The sequence below is a fragment of the Aeromonas caviae genome, from assembly GCF_000819785.1.
GTDB classification, from domain to species: Bacteria; Pseudomonadota; Gammaproteobacteria; order Enterobacterales; family Aeromonadaceae; genus Aeromonas; species Aeromonas caviae.
In genome coordinates this window covers 23540-42587 of sequence record NZ_CDBK01000090.1, presented here as the reverse complement: position 1 = coordinate 42587, position 19048 = coordinate 23540, and the positions used below count along the sequence as shown (strand labels likewise).

At 63.8% G+C, this 19048-nt stretch carries 15 protein-coding genes; 8 read left to right on the top strand and 7 right to left on the bottom strand.

Translation table 11 applies throughout. From position 1 onward, the window contains the following. Positions 1 to 164: 164 nt before the first annotated feature. From prpB to prpF, 4 genes are all read left to right on the top strand, one after another. Positions 165 to 1049: a methylisocitrate lyase gene (gene prpB, locus BN1120_RS16130; protein ID WP_039038790.1), complete on the top strand. Its 885-nt coding sequence runs from the start codon at positions 165 to 167 to the stop codon at positions 1047 to 1049. Positions 1050 to 1113: 64 nt separating this feature from the next. Next, on the top strand, positions 1114 to 2271 hold the full coding sequence (gene prpC, locus BN1120_RS16125) for a bifunctional 2-methylcitrate synthase/citrate synthase (protein WP_042016946.1): 1158 nt from the start codon (positions 1114 to 1116) through the stop codon (positions 2269 to 2271). Beyond that, positions 2271 to 4889, top strand: a complete 2619-nt coding sequence (gene acnD / locus BN1120_RS16120; protein ID WP_197713274.1) for a Fe/S-dependent 2-methylisocitrate dehydratase AcnD — start codon at positions 2271 to 2273, stop codon at positions 4887 to 4889. The genes prpC and acnD overlap by 1 nt, the downstream gene beginning before the upstream one ends. Before the next feature lie 165 nt (positions 4890 to 5054). Continuing rightward, positions 5055 to 6254 (top strand): 2-methylaconitate cis-trans isomerase PrpF, encoded by a 1200-nt coding sequence (gene prpF / locus BN1120_RS16115; RefSeq protein WP_042016943.1) that lies wholly within the window; start codon positions 5055 to 5057, stop codon positions 6252 to 6254. A gap of 104 nt (positions 6255 to 6358) precedes the next feature. Here prpF and BN1120_RS21990 read toward each other — a convergent pair whose 3' ends face one another. The 3 genes from BN1120_RS21990 to BN1120_RS16100 form a co-directional block, all read right to left on the bottom strand. Then, positions 6359 to 6562, bottom strand: a complete 204-nt coding sequence (locus BN1120_RS21990) for a DUF6719 family protein (protein WP_353933824.1) — start codon at positions 6560 to 6562, stop codon at positions 6359 to 6361. Between the two features lie 193 nt (positions 6563 to 6755). Then, on the bottom strand, positions 6756 to 7802 hold the full coding sequence (locus tag BN1120_RS16105; RefSeq protein ID WP_042016940.1) for an alpha/beta hydrolase: 1047 nt from the start codon (positions 7800 to 7802) through the stop codon (positions 6756 to 6758). 97 nt (positions 7803 to 7899) lie between these two features. Beyond that, the gene (locus BN1120_RS16100; RefSeq protein ID WP_042016938.1) at positions 7900 to 10056 is read right to left on the bottom strand and encodes a TonB-dependent siderophore receptor; all 2157 of its coding nucleotides are present in this window, start codon (positions 10054 to 10056) and stop codon (positions 7900 to 7902) included. Between the two features lie 130 nt (positions 10057 to 10186). On the opposite strand from BN1120_RS16100, the gene BN1120_RS16095 reads away from it, so the two are divergent. From BN1120_RS16095 to BN1120_RS16080, 4 genes are all read left to right on the top strand, one after another. Then, entirely contained in the window at positions 10187 to 11125 is a 939-nt protein-coding gene (locus BN1120_RS16095) for a helix-turn-helix transcriptional regulator (protein ID WP_226044075.1), read from the top strand. 163 nt (positions 11126 to 11288) lie between these two features. Further along, entirely contained in the window at positions 11289 to 11945 is a 657-nt protein-coding gene (locus BN1120_RS16090) for a Bax inhibitor-1/YccA family protein (protein WP_010675134.1), read from the top strand. A 264-nt stretch (positions 11946 to 12209) separates the two neighbouring features. Then, positions 12210 to 14351, top strand: coding sequence for a YccS family putative transporter (gene yccS, locus BN1120_RS16085; RefSeq protein ID WP_042016936.1), 2142 nt, complete (start codon positions 12210 to 12212; stop codon positions 14349 to 14351). Positions 14352 to 14463: 112 nt separating this feature from the next. After that, entirely contained in the window at positions 14464 to 14808 is a 345-nt protein-coding gene (locus BN1120_RS16080) for a TusE/DsrC/DsvC family sulfur relay protein (protein ID WP_029314727.1), read from the top strand. Between the two features lie 105 nt (positions 14809 to 14913). Here the strand turns inward: BN1120_RS16080 and dedD are convergent, their stop codons facing one another. The 4 genes from dedD to truA all read right to left on the bottom strand — a co-directional run bounded on the left by dedD (position 14914) and on the right by truA (position 18951). Next, the gene (dedD, locus tag BN1120_RS16075) at positions 14914 to 15717 is read right to left on the bottom strand and encodes a cell division protein DedD (protein WP_029314728.1); all 804 of its coding nucleotides are present in this window, start codon (positions 15715 to 15717) and stop codon (positions 14914 to 14916) included. 179 nt (positions 15718 to 15896) lie between these two features. Further along, positions 15897 to 17156 carry a bifunctional tetrahydrofolate synthase/dihydrofolate synthase gene (gene folC, locus BN1120_RS16070; RefSeq protein ID WP_042016933.1) on the bottom strand — a complete coding sequence of 420 codons (1260 nt, stop codon included), beginning with the start codon at positions 17154 to 17156 and terminating at the stop codon, positions 15897 to 15899. 2 nt (positions 17157 to 17158) lie between these two features. Continuing rightward, positions 17159 to 18022: an acetyl-CoA carboxylase, carboxyltransferase subunit beta gene (gene accD, locus BN1120_RS16065; RefSeq protein WP_010675139.1), complete on the bottom strand. Its 864-nt coding sequence runs from the start codon at positions 18020 to 18022 to the stop codon at positions 17159 to 17161. Between the two features lie 119 nt (positions 18023 to 18141). Then, a complete protein-coding gene (gene truA / locus BN1120_RS16060) occupies positions 18142 to 18951 on the bottom strand; it encodes a tRNA pseudouridine(38-40) synthase TruA (RefSeq protein WP_042016930.1) in 810 nt (269 codons plus the stop codon). Positions 18952 to 19048: the final 97 nt, after the last annotated feature.

The following is a 19048-nucleotide window of genomic DNA, read 5'->3' as shown; positions in this document are numbered from 1 at the left end:
ACTTGATTGAATTACATGAAGTTATACAGGAAGCAACCGCTGGTGCCCGCCCATTGACGGGCCTTGGACTTAAGCATGATTGACGTTAACGTCAACGTAGTGTGAGATGAACCTGTTCACAGCCAGCATCCGCAGCACACAAGCACCCCATGAAAGGAGTCACAATGTCCAACCTATCCCCCTCGGCCGGCACGCGTTTTCGCACCGCCCTGGCCAATGAGAAGCCCCTGCAGATCGTCGGCACCATCAACGCCTACATGGCGCTGATGGCCGAGCGCAGCGGCTTCAAGGCCCTCTACCTCTCCGGTGCCGGGGTGGCCAACGCCTCCTTCGGCCTGCCGGATCTCGGCATGACCTCCATGAACGACGTGCTGATCGATGCCGAGCGCATCACGGCCGCCACGCAAGTGCCGCTCCTGGTGGATATCGACACCGGATGGGGCGGTGCCTTCAACATCGCCCGCACCGTCCGCGCCTTCGAGCGCGGCGGGGTGGCCGCCGTCCACATGGAGGATCAGGTGGCCCAGAAGCGTTGCGGCCACAGGCCCAACAAGGCCGTGGTCTCCCTGTCCGAGATGGTGGACAGGATCAAGGCGGCGGTGGATGCCCGCCAGGACGAGAGCTTCGTCATCATGGCCCGCACCGACGCCCTGGCGGTAGAGGGGCTGGGCTCGGCCCTGGAGCGCGCCGCTGCCTATGTGGAGGCGGGCGCCGACATGATCTTCGCCGAGGCCGTCACCGAGCTGGATCAGTACGACCGCTTCAAGCAGGCGGCCGGGGTGCCGATCCTCGCCAACATGACCGAGTTCGGCAAGACCGAGCTGTTTGACAAGGAGGCGCTCGCCTTGCATGGCGTCGACATGGTGCTCTACCCGTTAAGCGCCGCCCGCGCCGCCAACCAGGCCGCCCTCAACGTCTATCAGCAGTTGCGCCGCGACGGCCACCAGCGCGCCGTGGTCGACACCATGCAGACCCGGGAGTCTCTCTACGACTTCCTCGGCTACCACCACTACGAGCAGACCCTGGACAGACTGTTCACCAAGGAATAAGCCCGCGACCAGCCGCCTCATGCTGGCGGCTGGCGCTTCAACGGACTGAATGAGGAAACATGTGATGAGCGCCATTCCCGAAACCACCGGCTTCAAGCCGAAAAAATCCGTCGCCCTCTCCGGCACCGCCGCCGGCAACACCGCCCTGTGCACCGTCGGCCTCTCCGGCAACGACCTGCACTACCGTGGCTACGACATCCTGGACGTGGCCACCAGCTGCGAATTCGAAGAGATAGCCCACCTGCTGGTGCACGGCCATCTGCCCAATGTGGCGGAGCTTGCCGCCTACAAGGCCAAACTCAAGGCCCTGCGCGGCCTGCCCACCGGGGTCAAGACCGCCCTGGAGCAGCTGCCCCCAAGCGCCCACCCCATGGACGTGATGCGCACCGCCGTCTCCGTGCTGGGGTGTCTGTCGCCGGAGAAGGACGATCACAACCACCCGGGCGCCCGGGACATCGCCGACAAGCTGATGGCCTGCTTAGGCTCCGTGCTGCTCTACTGGTACCACTTCAGCCACAACGGCAAGCGCATCCATGTGGAGACCGACGATGACTCCATCGGCGGCCACTTCCTGCACCTGCTGCACGGCGAGAAGCCACGGGACTCCTGGGTGCGCGCCATGCACACCTCCCTCATCCTCTACGCCGAGCACGAGTTCAACGCCTCCACCTTCACCGGCCGCGTCATCGCCGGCACCGGCTCGGACATGTACTCCTGCATCACGGGAGCCATCGGTGCCCTGCGCGGGCCCAAGCACGGCGGCGCCAACGAGGTGGCCTTCGAGATCCAGAAGCGCTACGAGAATCCGGACGAGGCGGAGGCCGACATTCGTGCCCGCATCGAGAAGAAGGAGGTGGTCATCGGCTTCGGCCACCCGGTCTACACCGTCTCCGATCCCCGCAACAAGGTGATCAAGGAGGTGGCCCGCGCCCTCAGCCAGGAGCAGCACAACACCAAGATGTTCGACATCGCCGAGCGGCTGGAGTCCACCATGTGGGAGGCCAAGAAGATGTTCCCGAACCTCGACTGGTTCAGCGCCGTCAGCTACCACATGATGGGGGTGCCCACCGCCATGTTCACCCCGCTGTTCGTCATCGCCCGCACCTCCGGCTGGTCCGCCCACGTCATCGAGCAGCGCATCGACGGCAAGATCATCCGCCCGAGCGCCAACTACGTCGGTCCGGAAGATCTGGTGTTCGTCCCGCTCAAGGAGCGCAAGTGATGATCAACGCACAATACCGCAAGCCCCTGCCCGGCACTGCGCTGGACTACTTCGACGCCAGGGAGGCGGTCAACGCCATCGCCCCCGGCGCCTGGGACAGGCTCTCCTATACCGCCCGCGTGCACGCCGAGAACCTGGTTCGCAAGTGCGAACCGGCCATCCTCGGCGAGTGCCTCGGCCAGATAGTGCACAACAAGCGCGATCGCGACTTCCCCTGGTTCCCGGCCCGGGTGGTGTGCCACGACATCCTGGGCCAGACCGCCCTGGTGGATCTCGCTGGCCTGCGCGATGCCATCGCCGAGCAGGGGGGTGATCCCGCCCAGGTGAACCCCGTGGTGCCGGTGCAGCTCATCGTCGATCACTCGCTCGCCGTCGAGTGCGGCGGCTTCGATCCCCAGGCGTTCGAGAAGAACCGCGCCATCGAGGATCGCCGCAACGAGGATCGCTTCCACTTCATCAACTGGACCAAGCAGGCGTTCAAGAACATCGAGGTGATCCCGCCAGGCAACGGCATCATGCACCAGATCAACCTGGAGAAGATGTCGCCGGTCATCCACGCCGATCGCGGCCTCGCCTACCCGGATACCTGCGTCGGCACCGACAGCCACACCCCCCACGTGGATGCCCTCGGCGTCATCGCCGTTGGGGTGGGTGGGTTGGAAGCCGAGAACGTCATGCTGGGGCGCGCCTCCTGGATGCGGCTGCCTTCGATCGTCGGCGTGGAGCTCTCCGGCAAGCCGCAACCCGGCATCACCGCCACGGATCTGGTCCTGTCGCTCACCGAATTCCTGCGCCAGCAGAAGGTGGTCGGCGCCTATCTGGAGTTTCGCGGCGAGGGCGCCGCCGCCCTGACGCTGGGCGACAGAGCCACCATCTCCAACATGGCGCCGGAATATGGCGCCACCGCGGCCATGTTCTTCATCGACCAGCAGACCCTCGACTACCTCAGACTCACCGGCCGTGACGACGACCAGGTGAAACTGGTGGAGACCTACGCCAGGGAAGCCGGCCTCTGGGCCGACGCCCTCGCAAGTGCCCAATACGAGCGGGTGCTGTACTTTGACTTGTCCACCGTGGTGCGCACCCTGGCCGGCCCCTCCAACCCCCATCGCCGCCTGCCGGTCTCCGCCCTGGCGGAGCGCGGAATCGCGGTGGATCTGGACAAGGCTCGCGCCCAGGAAGCGGACGGCCTCTTGCCCGATGGCGCCGTGATCATCGCCGCCATCACCAGTTGCACCAACACAAGCAACCCGCGCAACGTGATTGCCGCAGGCCTTCTGGCCCGCAACGCCAACAGGCTCGGTCTGGTGCGCAAGCCCTGGGTGAAATCCTCCCTGGCCCCCGGCTCCAAGACAGTCGCCTTGTATCTGAAAGAGGCGGGACTGGATGAGGAGCTGGAGCAACTCGGCTTCGGCGTGGTGGCCTTCGCCTGCACCACCTGCAACGGCATGTCCGGCGCGCTGGATCCCGCCATCCAGCAGGAGATCATCGATCGCGACCTCTACGCCACGGCGGTGCTGTCGGGCAACCGCAACTTCGACGGCCGCATCCATCCCTATGCCAAGCAGGCGTTCCTCGCCTCCCCGCCCCTGGTGGTGGCCTACGCCATCGCCGGCACCATCCGCTTCGACATCGAGAAGGATGTGCTGGGGGTGGTGAACGGCAAGGAAATTCGCCTCAAAGACATCTGGCCGAGCGACGAGGAGATCGACGCCGTGGTGCGCGCGGCGGTGAAACCGGCGCAGTTCCGTCAGGTCTACATCCCCATGTTCACCATAGAGGAAGACCTGGGCCCGAAAGTGGCGCCCCTGTATGACTGGCGCCCCCAGAGCACCTATATCCGCCGCCCGCCCTACTGGGAAGGTGCCTTGGCGGGCGAGCGCACCCTCAAGGGGATGCGGCCGCTGGCGCTGCTGCCGGACAACATCACCACAGACCACCTCTCCCCCTCCAACGCCATACTGCGCAGCAGCGCGGCGGGGGAATACCTGCACAAGATGGGCCTGCCGGAGGAGGACTTCAACTCCTATGCGACCCACCGCGGCGATCACCTGACCGCCCAGCGCGCCACCTTCGCCAACCCCCAGTTGGTCAACGAGATGGCGGTGGTCAACGGGGCGGTGAAGAAGGGATCCTTGGCCCGGGTCGAGCCGGAAGGCCGGGTCATGCGGATGTGGGAAGCCATCGAAACCTACATGGAGCGCAAGCAGCCGCTCATCATCGTCGCCGGCGCCGACTACGGTCAGGGTTCGTCCCGTGACTGGGCTGCCAAGGGGGTACGGCTGGCCGGGGTGGAGGTGATAGCGGCAGAAGGCTTCGAGCGCATCCACCGCACCAACCTGATCGGCATGGGGGTGCTGCCGCTCGAGTTCAAGCCGGGCACCACCCGGCTGACCCTTGGCCTGGATGGCACCGAGACCTATGACGTGGTGGGAGAGCGCCAGCCGCACACCGATCTCACCCTGGTGATCCGCCGTCGCAGCGGCGAAGTGATCCAGGTGCCCATGACCTGCCGCCTCGACACCGCCGAGGAGGTCTCGGTCTATGAGGCGGGCGGCGTGCTGCAACGCTTCGCCCAGGATTTCCTGGCGTCGACCGCGCAAAAGGCCGCAAGCTAAATCGCAACCCCACTCCGCACCTTTGAAAAAGGGGAAGGCATAAAGCACCCTCTCTCTTTGGGAGAGGGTTGGGTGAGGGAACATGCGTCTCCCTCACCCGACTCCCCCTTCGGGCACCTTCTCTCCAGCAGAGAAGCTTCTTTCACCCTTTTTTGGACGATTTCTATGGCCCACCAACCACAAGTCAAAATCCCGGCCACCTACCTTCGCGGCGGCACCAGCAAGGGGGTCTTCTTTCGCTTATCTGACCTGCCCGAGCGCTGCCAGCAGCCGGGCCCGGCACGGGATGCCTTCTTCCTGCGGGTCATCGGCAGCCCCGATCCCTACGGCGCCCACATGGACGGCATGGGGGGGGCCACCTCCTCCACAGCCAAGTGCGTGATCCTCTCCAAAAGCCAGCAACCCGATCACGATGTGGACTACCTCTACGGCCAGGTCGCCATCGACAAGGCATTCGTGGACTGGAGCGGCAACTGCGGCAACCTCTCCACCGGCGCCGGGGCCTTCGCCATCCACGCCGGCCTGGTGGACCCGTCCCGCATCCCGGAGAGCGGCACCTGTGAGGTGCGGATCTGGCAGGCCAATATCGGCAAGACCATCCTCGCCCACGTGCCGGTGACGAACGGCCAGGTGCAGGAGACAGGCGATTTCGAGCTGGACGGGGTGACCTTCCCCGCCGCCGAGATCGTGCTGGAGTTTCTCGACCCGTCCGACGAGGGTGAGGAGGGCGGCGCCCTCTTCCCCACCGGCAATCTGGTGGACGATCTGGAGGTACCCGCATCTGTTGTAAAGAGCGGCGTGCTAAAAGCCACCCTGATCAGCGCAGGCATTCCCACGGTGTTCGTCAACGCCGAGGACATCGGTTATGAGGGAACCGAACTGCGCGAGGCGATCAACACAGATCCGCAAGCGCTCGCCCGCTTCGAGGCAATCCGGGTTGCCGGTGCCCTGCGCATGGGGCTCATCAAGCGCCCCGAAGAGGCGGCCACTCGCCAGCACACCCCGAAAATTGCCTTCGTCGCACCCGCCAAGGATTACCGCACTGCCAGCGGCAAGGAGATTATTGCCGGCGAGATCGATCTGCTGGTGCGGGCCCTCTCCATGGGCAAGCTGCACCACGCCATGATGGGCACCTGCGCAGTGGCCATCGGCACGGCGGCGGCCATTCCCGGCACCCTCGTCAATCTGGCCGCCGGGGGCGGCGAGCGCGAAGCGGTGCGCTTTGGTCACCCCTCCGGCACTCTGAGAGTCGGAGCCCAGGCAGAGCAGGTCGCGGGACAGTGGACGGTCACCAAGGCGGTGATGTCCCGCTCCGCCCGCATCCTGATGGAAGGCTGGGTGCGGGTCCCTGGAGATGCCTTCTAGCCCGCTGCGGCATCACACCGACCAGGCCAGCCAGACGAAAAGAGCCCCAAGGCGACTGCCTCAGGGCTCTTTTTTGGATGTTTCAGGCTGTGAAAATCACATCATCATTGCGGTCTTGCCACACACTCCACCTTTCTTGGCACATTGTGCTTCGCGTCCCCGCCGATGAGCCGCTTGACCTGCCCGGGTGGGCAGCGACCGTCATCCACATAGGCGGTCTCCCCAAGGGGCAGCCTGCCTGGGGGCGGATCCTGACTCAGATAGGTGACGGGAATGGGCGCAGGCGCAAACCCACTGCACCCCGACATCAGGAGTGCGCCGCACCACAGAGCCAGCATGCCTCCCCTCTTTCCTGCAACCGCCATCGCTCACTCCCTGCCTCTGTCGGGGCACCGACCCAGCGCCCCTCGTTTCGGCAGTCTACCCAGAGATGGCGCCGGACCGACACCCGTCTCCGGCGCCGTTGTGACGATTCCAGACACAGGCAAAAATATCGGCTTTTCACGGCTTCGACCCGTAGTAGTGGGTCAGTAGGGCATCGGCCTCGTCCACGGAGATCGCCATCTGCGGCCAGCGCACGGCCTTCTCCCTGATGTCCCGCAGGCTCCCCAGCTCCGGGCGCAGTGCGCTGCCGAGGTGGCGGTTCAGGGCATCAAAGCGGGCGATCACCCCCTGTCGGCTGAAGTGACCGGGCGCCAGATCCAGCCGATAGCCCTGAAACAGCCACTGGAGTCCCTGATAGACGGCGGGGTGGTAGACGCTGTGGTGATCCTCCTCCTCGAAGTAGCGGCTGGTGACGTTCAGGTTTGCGCCGGGCGCTGCCACCACCTGCCGGGCAAACTGCTGCAGGCGATCCCGGTGAAACGCCGAGCGCCCGAATCCCGGGGTGAAGGGGTTGTTGGCCACCGCCATGAACAGCGAGGAGGCGTGCTTGAGCGGCCCGGTCAACTCCGACGCGATGCGCTCGTAATTGCGGGGGTAATCGAACCAGAGGCTGGCGTCGATGGCGATCACTCCCTGGAACTGGCCGCCGTCTTGCGCCTGTGCATCGAGCGCCAGCAGGCCGCCGAGGGAGTGGCCCACCAGCAGGGCCGGCGCCCGGGTCCGAAACCTCTCCTCGATGAGGGGGCGCAGCTCCTCACTCAGATAGCGCAGGAATCGGGGCCCGCCCCCCGTCACGGCATAGCCGGGCCCCGCCGGTGACCCATTGGGCAAGGTCATGGTGTGGCTCGGGGTGTAATCCCGCATCCGGTCGGTGTTGTGGACCGCGACGATGATGAGGGGGGGAATCGCCGGATTGAGCCCGGCCCGCAGGGCCCGGGTGATGCCGACAACCTCCAGCAGACTCTTCTCCCCGTCGAGCAGATAGAGCACGGGGAACCGAGCCCCGGGCTCGCGTTCATATTCCTGGGGCAGGGAGACGCTGTATTGCCGCGTCTCCCCCAGCAGGGCCGAATGGTGGGTGAAGCGCTGGGCGTAGTGGAGCATGTCTGCCTGGGCAGAAGAGAGTGTGATCATGGTGAGCAGCAGGATGATGAGTCTTGTCATGGGATGAACCAGAATTGTGTCGCCAACCTTGGGGATCCCCCGTAGGGCGGCGCACAGAGACGGCAGCAGGGCCCGCAGACCCTGCTGTCGTCGGTCGTTACAGCTTGTAGGTGAAGCCTGCCATCAGGTTCGCCGGCTCGCCGTACATGTTGAAGGTGCTGGTGGAGCCGACCCGGTAGAAGTACTCCCGGTCGAGCAGGTTGTAGAGGTTCAGGGTCGCCTGCATCCTGTCGTTGATCTCGTAACGCACCGCCGCATCGAACAGGGCATAGCCCCCCTGATGGGTCTCGACCCCCTTCTGGTTGAAGCCGTAGTCGCTCACCGCCGTCATCCCGGCCCCGAGGTGCAGCCCCTGCACCCAGTCGGCCAGGTGGTAGTCGGTCCAGAGTGAGAGGGCATGACGGGGGATGGTGTCGAATTTCGGGTTGTGATCCCCGGCCTTCTCCTCGATGTCGGTGAAGGTATAGCCGGCCATCACCATCCAGTTCTGGCTGAGATAGCCGCTCGCCTCCAGCTCGACCCCTTGCGTCTCCACCTTGCCGGTGGCCCAGTAGGTGTTGGTGATGGCAATGCCCTGATCGTCGTAGGCCTGGGCCGCGATGTTGTCGTCCTTCATCAGGAAGAGGGTCGCCCGGGTGTTGAGCAGGCCGTCACGCAGCGAGGACTTGATGCCGGTTTCCCACTGGCTGCCCTCCCGAGGCTTGAGCAGGTTGCCGCTCTCGTCCTGGCTGGTCTGGGGCTTGAACACCTTGGAGTAGCTGGCATACCAGGCGTGTTCGTCGCTCAGGTCATAGACGGCCCCCGCGTAGGGGGTGAGCTTGCCGTTGAACGCACTGGACTCGCCACTCTGGGCTCCGGAACTCAGGGTCGTGCTGACGGCATCCAGATCGTACCAGGAGACGCGGGCCCCGGTGATCACCGCGAGCGGCTCCAGCAGACGCCAGCTCACCTTGCCATACAGACCGAGCTCCGACTGCTCCTCATGATCATTCTTGGTGTAGCTGTAGTCCGGCTTGGCGACCCGGGTCGGGTCGAAATCGAACACATTGATCTTGCCGAGGTTGCGGTTGGTGTAGGTCTGGATGTCCGACTCGTAGCGCTTGTAGTCGGAGCCCAGCACAAACTCGCTCTTGTGCCCCAACAGATCGAACATCTGACTGTAGTTGGCATCGAAGGCCATGTTCTTCTGCTGGTTCCCCTGGCCGTTGAACATCAGCCCGGTGTTGCCCGCCGCATCCACGGGGCCGTTGGTGAAGGTCTGCTCCAGCCGCATGTCGTGATCCATGTAGCGGGCCGAGACCTGACCCACCCCGCCGTTGGCAAAGGCGTGTTGCAGCGAGGCCCCCACATCCGTGGTGTCGGCGTCGAAGAAGTCTTCAGCCGACCCCAGGTAGGTGCTGCGGCCGATGTCGAGCAGGGAGCCGTCCTTGTACGCCGGCAGGCCGTTGGTAGGCAGGATGTCCTTGGTCTGGTGCAGGGCGTAGACGGAGAGGCGGGTGCGATCCGAGAGATCGAACTCCAGGGTGCCATAGTAGGTACCGTTGTCGTTGTTGTTGTAGTCCACCTGGTTCTTGATGTCGGCGTTGGCCACCACGACGCGACCGCGCAGGGAACCCTCGTCGTTGAGTGCGCCCCCCATGTCCGCCTCCAGGTAGTGCCTGTCCCAGCTGCCATAGCGCGCCGTGACCGAGCCCTTGAAGGCGTCGGTCGGACGCTTGAGCACCATGTTGATCACGCCCCCCAGCTCGCTGGTGCTGTTGAAGAGGCCGGAGGGGCCCCGCATGATCTCCACCCGATCCACCGCCGCCAGCGACGGCAGGGTGCCGTACTTGCTCTGCATGGGCGATGGCAGGCCGTTGAGGTTCACCTCGTCGTATTCATAGCCGCGGGAGAAGATGGAGGAGCGACCGCTGTCGTTGACCAGGGTGCGCAGACCCGGCGTGTACTTGGCCAGATCGTCCACCGCCACGAAGTTGCGCTCCTCGATGTAGTCGTTGGTCAACACGGTGATCGACTGGGGGATGTCTTTGAGGGCCGCCGGCGTCTTGGTGCCGACGGTGGCCGAGTCGACCCCATAGCCTCCCGTCTCCTCCGACGGCGACATCCCGTAGAGTGGATTGCCATAGACGACCAGGGTTTCGTCCGGCTTGATGTCCGGTGTGTGTGCCCCTGCCGGGGCGGCAAAGGTGACGGCCAGAGCGGCAGAGATGGCCAGAGCCAGCGGGCTTCGCGCTTTATCCTTCAAGACAACCATAGTAACAGTGACCCCAAGATAGAGATGATAATCATTTTCATTTAATTTTCCGGGGGCTAATATATCACTCCATCTTCCGCCGCAGTTTTGCGGTGTGGTCATTTCACTCTTCGACATGGTCAAATTGCACATGACTGACACAGTGGCAAGGGATACCAGCGCACGCCAGCGGGGCCGCTTCACCGGCAGGGTGGAGAACCTGGTGATCCAGGAGGGTCTTCGCTTTCACAACAAGGACATCGTTCACAAGGCAGACTTCGCCACCGAGCGGGAGTTGCCGCCGCAGTTGATCATCGCCATTCCTCTCGAGAGCCGTGCCCTGATGACCTATGGCGCCACTCACAGGCTCAAGGGGTGCCGCTTCCATGAGTCCGACCCCATAGTGGCAACCGCCATCCTCTATACCGAGCCCGACATCGTGCAGGGAGCGGCCAAAGCCCAGGTGCGCAGCCGCAGCATCGTCCTCTCCCTGGACCACACCTGGCTCGCCCACAACCTGGCACAGGCGCATCGCAAGGCTTTCGCACAGACCTTCAGCCGCCATCTGAGCCGCGTCGACTGGACCCTGCCCGCGGCGCTTGGACAGATTGCGGAAGCGCTCAATCTCACCAGCAGCCAGAACGCCTCCGAGATGCTGATGCGCAAGGCCTTTGCCCTCAGTGTCTGGGAGAGCCTGATGACCCACCTCCAGCAGGCCGCCTCCCCCTGTTGCCAGCGCCAGAACGAGCAACCGACGCGCCTCAAGATGCTGCTCAGGGATGAAAAAGTGGACGAGATGACCCTGACCGAGATCGCGGCCACCCTCGGCATGAGCGTCTCCACCTTGCAGCGAGCCGCAAAAAAAGAGCTGGGCATGAGCCTGCAGCGCTACCTTCGCCAGCGAAAGCTGCAAGAAGCGCGGGCCAGGCTGGAGGCGCGCAGCCTCTCTCTGCAAGGGGCCGCCGCCCACGCCGGCTATGACCATGTGGCCAATTTCATCACGGCGTTTAGAAAGCAGTTCGGCTTCTCGCCGACGCGGATCGCCAAACAGGGTAAAGAGCAGGAGCAGGCGCCCTCTGCAACGCCTTGAGCCTCCTTGTTCATGCGCAATACATCTTTGCTCTGGGATAGTAGGCACCACGCAGGTGGGGTGGCGCTTGAAATCAGCGCTCGTCATCCACACATTCAGTGCATACAATGCGTTAACGAAGCACACTTGGTCGCTTCACCCCGGAAATCAAGAGGACATCAAGATGGATACCCGTTCTATCTACACTGGCACCCAGGGTGCCGTGCGCGACACCAACAAGGTGCTGCGCAACACCTACATGCTGCTCTCCCTCACTCTTGGCTTCTCAGCCGTGGTAGCCGGGGTAGCGACCGTCATGAACATGCCGCCCCTGCACTGGGCCGTGTTCCTCATCGGTGTCTACGGCCTGATGTTCCTGACCGAGAAGAACCGTGACAACGGCATGGGGCTGGTGTTCACCTTCGCCCTGACCGGCCTGCTGGGCTATAGCCTCGGCCCCATCATCAACATGTACATGAACAACGGCGGCGGCGAGATCGTGATGACGGCGCTGGGCGGTACTGCGCTCACCTTCTTCGGCCTGTCTGCCTATGCCCTGACCACCAAGCGGGACCTCTCCTTCCTCGGCGGCATGCTGTTCGTCGGGTTCTGGGTACTGCTGGTAGCCATGGTCGCCAACATCTTCCTGCAGATGAGCGCCCTGAGCCTGGCCCTGTCCGCCATGTTCATGCTCTTCTCCTCCGGCGCCATCCTGCTGACCACCCAGCAGATCGTGCGCGGCGGCGAGACCAACTACATCTCTGCCACCGTCACCCTGTATGTCTCCATCTACAACATCTTCCTGAGCCTGCTGAGCCTGCTTGGCGGCAACCGCAACTGATGGATGCTTGATATGCACAAGACCCCGCTTCGGCGGGGTTTTTATTGGCGCCCATTTCTGTCAGGATAAGTTGCAAATCAAGGATATGAAGCGAAGTGGCCCTGATCCAAATCAGGGCCGTTTCGTTGCCGACGGGTTATGCTGTCGCTTTCGTTTCGCTCAAGGGTTGCCTTCATCCCATGCCCATGGACTTCTCAGGTTTATTGCGCCGTCTGCTGACAGACAGCCACATCGATTTCACCTCGTTCAAGGGTGGTGCCTAGCATGCCGATGGATTTCTCCGGCCTGCTGCGCCGGCTGCTGACAGACAGCCACATCTATTTCGCTCTCAAGGTCCTGCTCGCCATCGCGGGGCTGCTCGCCTTCGCGCTGGCTACCGGTGACATCCAGCTCACCGTGCTGCTCTCCCTCGGGGTGGTGGCCGGCGCCATCGCCGAGACCGACGACAGCCTCTGGGGCCGGGTCAAGAACCTCGCCATGACCCTGCTCTGCTTCCTGTTTGCCTCATTGTGCGTACAGTATCTCTTCCCCACCCCCTGGCTCTTTGCCATCGGGCTCGCGGGCTCCACCTTTATCTTCGTGATGGTGGGGGCCCTCGGCCAACGCTACGCCACCATCAGCTTCGGCTCCCTGCTGATTGCCATCTACACCATGCTGGGGGCCGCCAAGGCGCCGGATCTCTTCTATCAGCCGCTGGCCCTGTGCGCCGGGGCCCTCTGGTACGGCCTGGTGTCCCTGGTCTGGCTCTGGCTGCTGCCCTACAAGACCCTGCACGAGCAACTGGCCCAGAGCTACTTCGCCCTCGCCCGCTACTTGCAGGAGAAATCCCGCTTCTTCCCGGCCGACGAACACGGCGCCCAGGCCATCCGCCACAATCTGGCCCAGCTCAACATCAACCTGGTCAATGCCCTGAACCAGGCCAAGACGGCGCTCAATGCCCGTCTTCATGCCCCCGGCCGCCACGGGGTGGCCCCCGAGCTCGCGGGCCTGCTGCGCCTTTACCTGCTTGCCCTGGAGATCCAGGAGCGGGCCACCTCCAGCCACTACCCTTACAGCAAGCTGGAAGCAGAGCTCAAGCAGGGCATCGTCCTCGACGGCTTCCAGGAGGTGCTGTCACAGCTTGCCGACGCCTGTCAGCAGCTTGGCTACGCCATCCTGGTGCACAAGCCCTACACCCACCACAAACGCATTCACTGGACCCTGGAGGCCCTCGGCGATCAGCTGGAGTTCACCCACCTCAAGCAGCACTACCCCAAGACCCTGCTGACACCGATGAAGTTCCTGCGTCGCAACTTAGCCAGCATCAACCAGTTGCTGCAAAGCGCCGAAGAGCTGCAAAACCCCGCCGCGCCGCCCACCAGCCTGCCTCCCCTGGCACGGCCGGTCGCCCTGCCCCTGCTGGCATTGCTCAGGCAGCACCTGACCCCGAACTCCATGGTGTTTCGCCATGCCCTGCGGCTCTCCCTCGGGCTGGTAGTGGGCTATGGCATTCTGCAGGCGTTTCACCTGGACAAGGGGTACTGGATCCTGCTCACCGTATTGTTCGTCTGCCAGCCGAGCTACAGCGCCACCCGCCGTCGTCTGGTGCAGCGGATGCTCGGCACCTTTGCCGGTATCCTCATCGGCGTGCCCGTGCTCTGGTTCTTCCCCGAGCTGCACCTGCAACTGGGGATCATGGGGCTTGCCGCCTTCCTGTTCTTCACCCAGGTACGCAGCAACTACAGCGCCGCCGTCTGCTTCATCACCCTCTACGTGCTGATGGCGTTCAACCTGCTGGATGGCATCGGCTTCGCCATCCTCGGACCCCGGCTGCTCGATACCCTGCTCGGCTGCCTGCTCTCCTACGCCCTGGTGGCCTGGCTCTGGCCCGACTGGCAATACAAGCGGTTGCCGACCCTTATCGCCAACTCCCTGTCCGCCAATGCGAAGTACCTCTCGGCGGTACTCGCCAGCCTGCATCGCCAACGGGATGAATCCCTGGACTACCGGGTGGCCCGCAAGTGTGCCCACCTCGCCGACAGCGAGCTGGCCATGGCCTGGCAGAGCATGCTGGTGGAGCCGAGCAAGCGCCGCCGCTTCCTGGATCTCTGCTTTACCCTCACCTGGCGCAACCATGCCTTGCTCTCCTATATCTCGGCGCTCGGGGCCCATCGCGACAAACTCGAGCCCATCGAGGGGCTGGAGGAGATAAGCCGCCACATCAGCCAGACCCTGGAGCAGGCCGCCGGTCACCTGGCGGGGGAGATGCCGACGCCGCTCGCGGGAGCCTGTCCGGCCATCGCTCCTGAGAGCAGCGAGGAACAGCTGATGCTGAGCCAGCAGCTCTCCCTCATCAGCCAGTTGGCAGACGAGCTGTTGGTGCTGGCCAACGACGGCCAGTTGCTGACAGATCAGGGCCGGACATAGCCGCCGGGCCAGTCCCGCCCGAGGCAGGCGCCAAGCTCTGCCCCGGTTGCCGGACGGGACACAAGGCGCTACCATGCCCGCCCCATTGAGATAGCCTTTTCGAGGAAGCGTCATGTCCGAGGCACATCATTTGCAGTTCAACGGCCAACTCATCGAGACCGATGCCCAGGGCTATCTGCGCCACAGCGAGCAATGGAGCGAGGCGCTGGCCCTGGTGCTGGCCGAGAAAGAGGGGATAGTGCTGGAGGATCCCCACTGGGAAGTGGTGCGTTTCGTACGGGCCTTCTATCTGGAGTTCAACACCTCCCCCGCCATCCGCGCCCTGGTCAAGGCAATGGAAAAGCAGTATGGCCCGGAGAAGGGCAACAGCCGCTACCTCTACAAGTTGTTCCCGGAAGGCCCCGCCAAGCAGGCCACCAAGATCGCAGGCCTCCCCAAGCCGGTGAAGTGCATCTAGGGCTCCTCGGCAGCCCGATAGCCACACTGCCTCCCCCGTGTTGGACACAAAAAAAGACCGCGCCCATGTTGCCATGAGGCGCGGTCTTTTCATTTCATCATGCTGTCAGGGGTTGTAGGCCACCACGGAGCCGCTCAAGCCCGTCATCTGGCTGATCCGGCTCTGCATGCCCTGCAACTTAGCCTTGGAGACATCCGGCCCGATGAAGACCCGGTTGATCTGCCCCTGCACCGGAGTTCTCGGCGACGTCTGGGCCGAGTAGCCCGCCGCCCTCAGCTTGCTCACCAGGGCATTGACGCTGTCTGCATTCTTGAAGGCGCCAAGCTGCAGGATCCAGCTCCCCTGAGCCGGGGCTGCTGCCGGTGCCGTAGTCGGCTGGGCCATCTTGCTCGCGATGAGATCATCCATGGTCTTGATCTGGCCCGCCTGTGGCTTGGCCTCCACCGGTTTTTGCACCTCTACCGGCTTGGTTGGCACCGGCTTGGGTTTGGGCTGCTCCACCGGTTTCTTGGCGATCACTTCCGGCTTGGGCTCGGGTTTGGGCTGGGGCTTGGGTTGTGCCACGGCCTGTACCGGCTGCTGCTGGGTGATGGGAGCCTGACTGGCTCCCGCTGGATTGGCTCCCCCCTGATTGGCCAGGGTCACGGTATCGCCAATCTCCTCTACTTGCCACTGGGTCGCGGCAGAGGCCTGCTGCTGACTCGCCAGATGCTCGGCCGGCAGGGTGCTCGCCGCCGAGACCTGAAGCGCAGGCTTGGCGGGCTCCAGCTCCGGACGCAGGGGGATCTTGGCGAAGGCCTCGTCCTTCTGCTCCAGCTTGTTACCGTCCATCAGGTCCGGCAGAAAGATGACCACCAGGGCGACCAGGATGACGGTCCCCACCAATCTGTTTTGAAACTTCGAAGCCAAGTTAATTTCCACCCATGTTACTTAGGATCCATTGCAATCTTGCACACTTCGCAAAGAACGCCTCCCCTCACGCCGGCTGGCGAAGCCGGGTCCCTCGCCACCCACTTGGCCTGAAAGGGGATTATCCAGTGCAAAACCCGGCCCGTCGTCACGTTGACGGAGCCAGGGGAGCGAACGGCTCAGACCGAGCCCAGAGCCAGTACGTCGGCGACAGTGTAAAACGAGCCGAACACAATGACCATATCGTCAGGACTCGATGCGGCCAAGGCGGCGCCGTAGGCATCCCCCACGCTGGCAAAGGTGAGCGCCGCGCCCCGGCCGCTGCCAAGGGCCGTCGCCAACTGGTCGGCCGTGGCCGCGCGCGGGCCGTGGAGGCTTGCCAGGAACCACTCGTCAATCAGACCGTCAAGCTCGGCCAGCGACCCCGCCATGTCCTTGTCCTTGAGCATGCCAACCACGGCGCGGCGCTTGCCCTTGCCGGGGCGCTGACGCAGCTGGCTGGCGAGATAGGCGGCAGAGTGGGGATTGTGGGCCACGTCGACGATGACCAGCGGCGAGGTTTGCAACTGCTGCATCCGGCCAGCCAGGCGGGCATTGGCCAGGCCGTCGCGGATGGCGGACTCCGCCAATGGCAGACCGAGGGACTCCAGCGCCGCCAGCACGGTGACCGCATTCATCAGCGGCAGGGCCGGTTTGGGCAATCCCGACCAATGGTGCAGGCCGTGATAATCCCAGTCACCTTCATGCTCGTCACCACGATAATCGATGCCGACCTGACGCAGGCAGGCGCCGAGGCGCGCCGCTTCGCTTGCGATGGTCGACGGCGGATTGGGCTCCCCGCTGATGGCGGGTTTACCTTTGCGATAGACGCCGGCTTTCTCCACCGCCACCGCCTCCCGGGTATCCCCGAGCCAGTCGCAGTGATCCAGGGCAATGGAGGTGATCAGGGCGACGTCCGATTCCACCACATTGGTGGCATCGAGCCGCCCCCCCAGCCCCACTTCCAGCAAGAGCACATCGGGCGCGGCGCGGCGAAACAGCCACAGACCCGCCAGGGTGGCGAACTCGAAGAAGGTGAGGGCGATGTCGCCCCGGGCGGCTTCCACCTCGGTAAAGGCCGCGCAGTGATCGCCATCGTCCAGCTCCTGGCCATTGACGCGCACCCGCTCGGTAAAGCGCAGCAGATGGGGGGAGGAGTAGACACCGACCCGGTAGCCGGCGGCCATCAGGATGCTGGCCGCCATGGCGCAAGAGGAGCCCTTGCCGTTGGTGCCCGCCACCGTGATCACCTTGAACGGCAGTTCGGTGAGGCCCATGCGGCGGGCAACCGTGCCGACCCGCTCCAGCCCCATGTCGATGTTGGCCGGGTGGATCTGCTCCAAATAAGAAAGCCAGTCGACCAGCGACCGGCTTTGGGATTGTTGCATGTGTGAACTCATCTTCAGTCTTCGATGACCTGAGTGTTCATCAGCTTGGCCAGCAGACCGGCCAGACGGTTGCGCATTTCGCGCCTGTCGATGATGAGATCGATGGCACCCTTCTCCAGCAGGAACTCGGAGCGCTGGAAGCCTTCTGGCAGTTTCTCGCGCACGGTCTGCTCAATGACGCGGGGGCCGGCAAAGCCGATCAGCGCCTTGGGTTCGCCTACGTTGATGTCACCCAGCATGGCCAGACTCGCGGAGACGCCACCCATGGTGGGGTCGGTCAGCACGGAGATGAAGGGCAGGCCCGCCTTGGTGAGGCGATCTAGGGCCGCACTGGTCTTGGCCATCTGCATCAGGGAGAACAGGGCTTCCTGCATCCGCGCACCACCGGAGGTGGAGAAGCAGACCAGACCGCGGCCCTCCTTGATGCTCTCCTCGACGGCGCGCACGAAGCGGGCACCGACCACGGAGGACATGGAGCCCCCGATGAAGGAGAACTCGAATGAACAGGCGACGACCGGTACCCCCTTGAGGGTCCCCTTCATCACCACCAGCGCATCCTTCTCGCCCGTCTCTTTCTGGGCGGCAGACAAACGATCCTTGTAGCGCTTGGAATCCTTGAATTTCAGGATGTCTTGCGGCTCCAGCTCGGCCGCGACTTCGCTGCGTCCCTCGGCGTCGAGGAAGCTCTCGAGACGGGCACGTGCGCTGATGCGCATATGATGGTCACACTTGGGGCACACTTCGAGATTGCGCTCCAGCTCTGCCCGGTAGAGCACCTGTTCGCAAGCAGTACACTTGGTCCACACCCCTTCCGGAATGTTGTGACGACGCGGTGTGGTGATCTTGCTCTTGGGAAGGATCTTCTCAAGCCAGCTCATGGAATTCCTTAATGCATTTGTGCCTGACAAAACACATCGAGCCTTGATTGTTCAATGACTTAACGGCTCGATGGCAATAAACGACGGATCATTAAACCACAAATTTTCGGGCCCAGTTACTAAAAACTGGTCGTACCCGGTGCCGAGTCCGGCAGCCACAGCGGGCCGAGGGGCGGCCGGGGCAACCCGAATTCGGCCGGGTAATCCACATCCACCAAATAGAGGCCGCCCGCCTTGGCGGTCGGGCCCGCCAGGTTGCGATCCTTCGCCGCCAGCACCTCGGCAATCCACTCCACCGGTTGAAGCCCCTGCCCCACCAGCAGCAGGGAACCGGTGATGTTGCGCACCATGTGATGCAGGAAGGCGTTGGCCTTGATGTCGAGCACGATGTAGGGGCCGGAACGGCTGACACACAGGTGGGTCACATTGCGCCAGGGGGTGTTGGACTGACAGGCGACAGCCCGGAAGGTGCTGAAGTCGTGCTCCCCCAGCAGGCTCTGGCCCGCCTGATGCATCAGCGCCGCGTCTATGGCTTCGTGGTAGTGGCTGACGCCTTGGCCCAGGATCGCCGGGCGGTAGTTGTGGTTGTAGATGACGTAACGGTAGCGACGGGCGGTGGCGCTGAAGCGGGCATGGAAATGCTCGTCCACCTCCCTGACCCAGCGCACGGCGATGTCAGGGGGCAGGTTGGAGTTGAGCCCCAGGGTCCAGGCGCCTTCTGCGCGGTTCGACTCGGTATCGAAGTGGATCACCTGGCCGGTGGCATGCACCCCCGCATCGGTGCGACCGGCACACTGGATGGAGACGGGGTGATTGGCGATGCGGCTGAGGGCTTTTTCCAGCTCCTCCTGGACGCTGATCACTTCGCGCTGACGCTGCCAGCCGAAGTACCGGCTGCCGTCATATTCAATACCAAGGGCAATTCGCATGGGTAACGGTGTCTTCTGATGAAAGGATGCAGTGAAAGAAACGGGGCGGATTATACGCGCTCGGGCTCAAAAGTCCCAGACCGGGCGAGACCGCGGT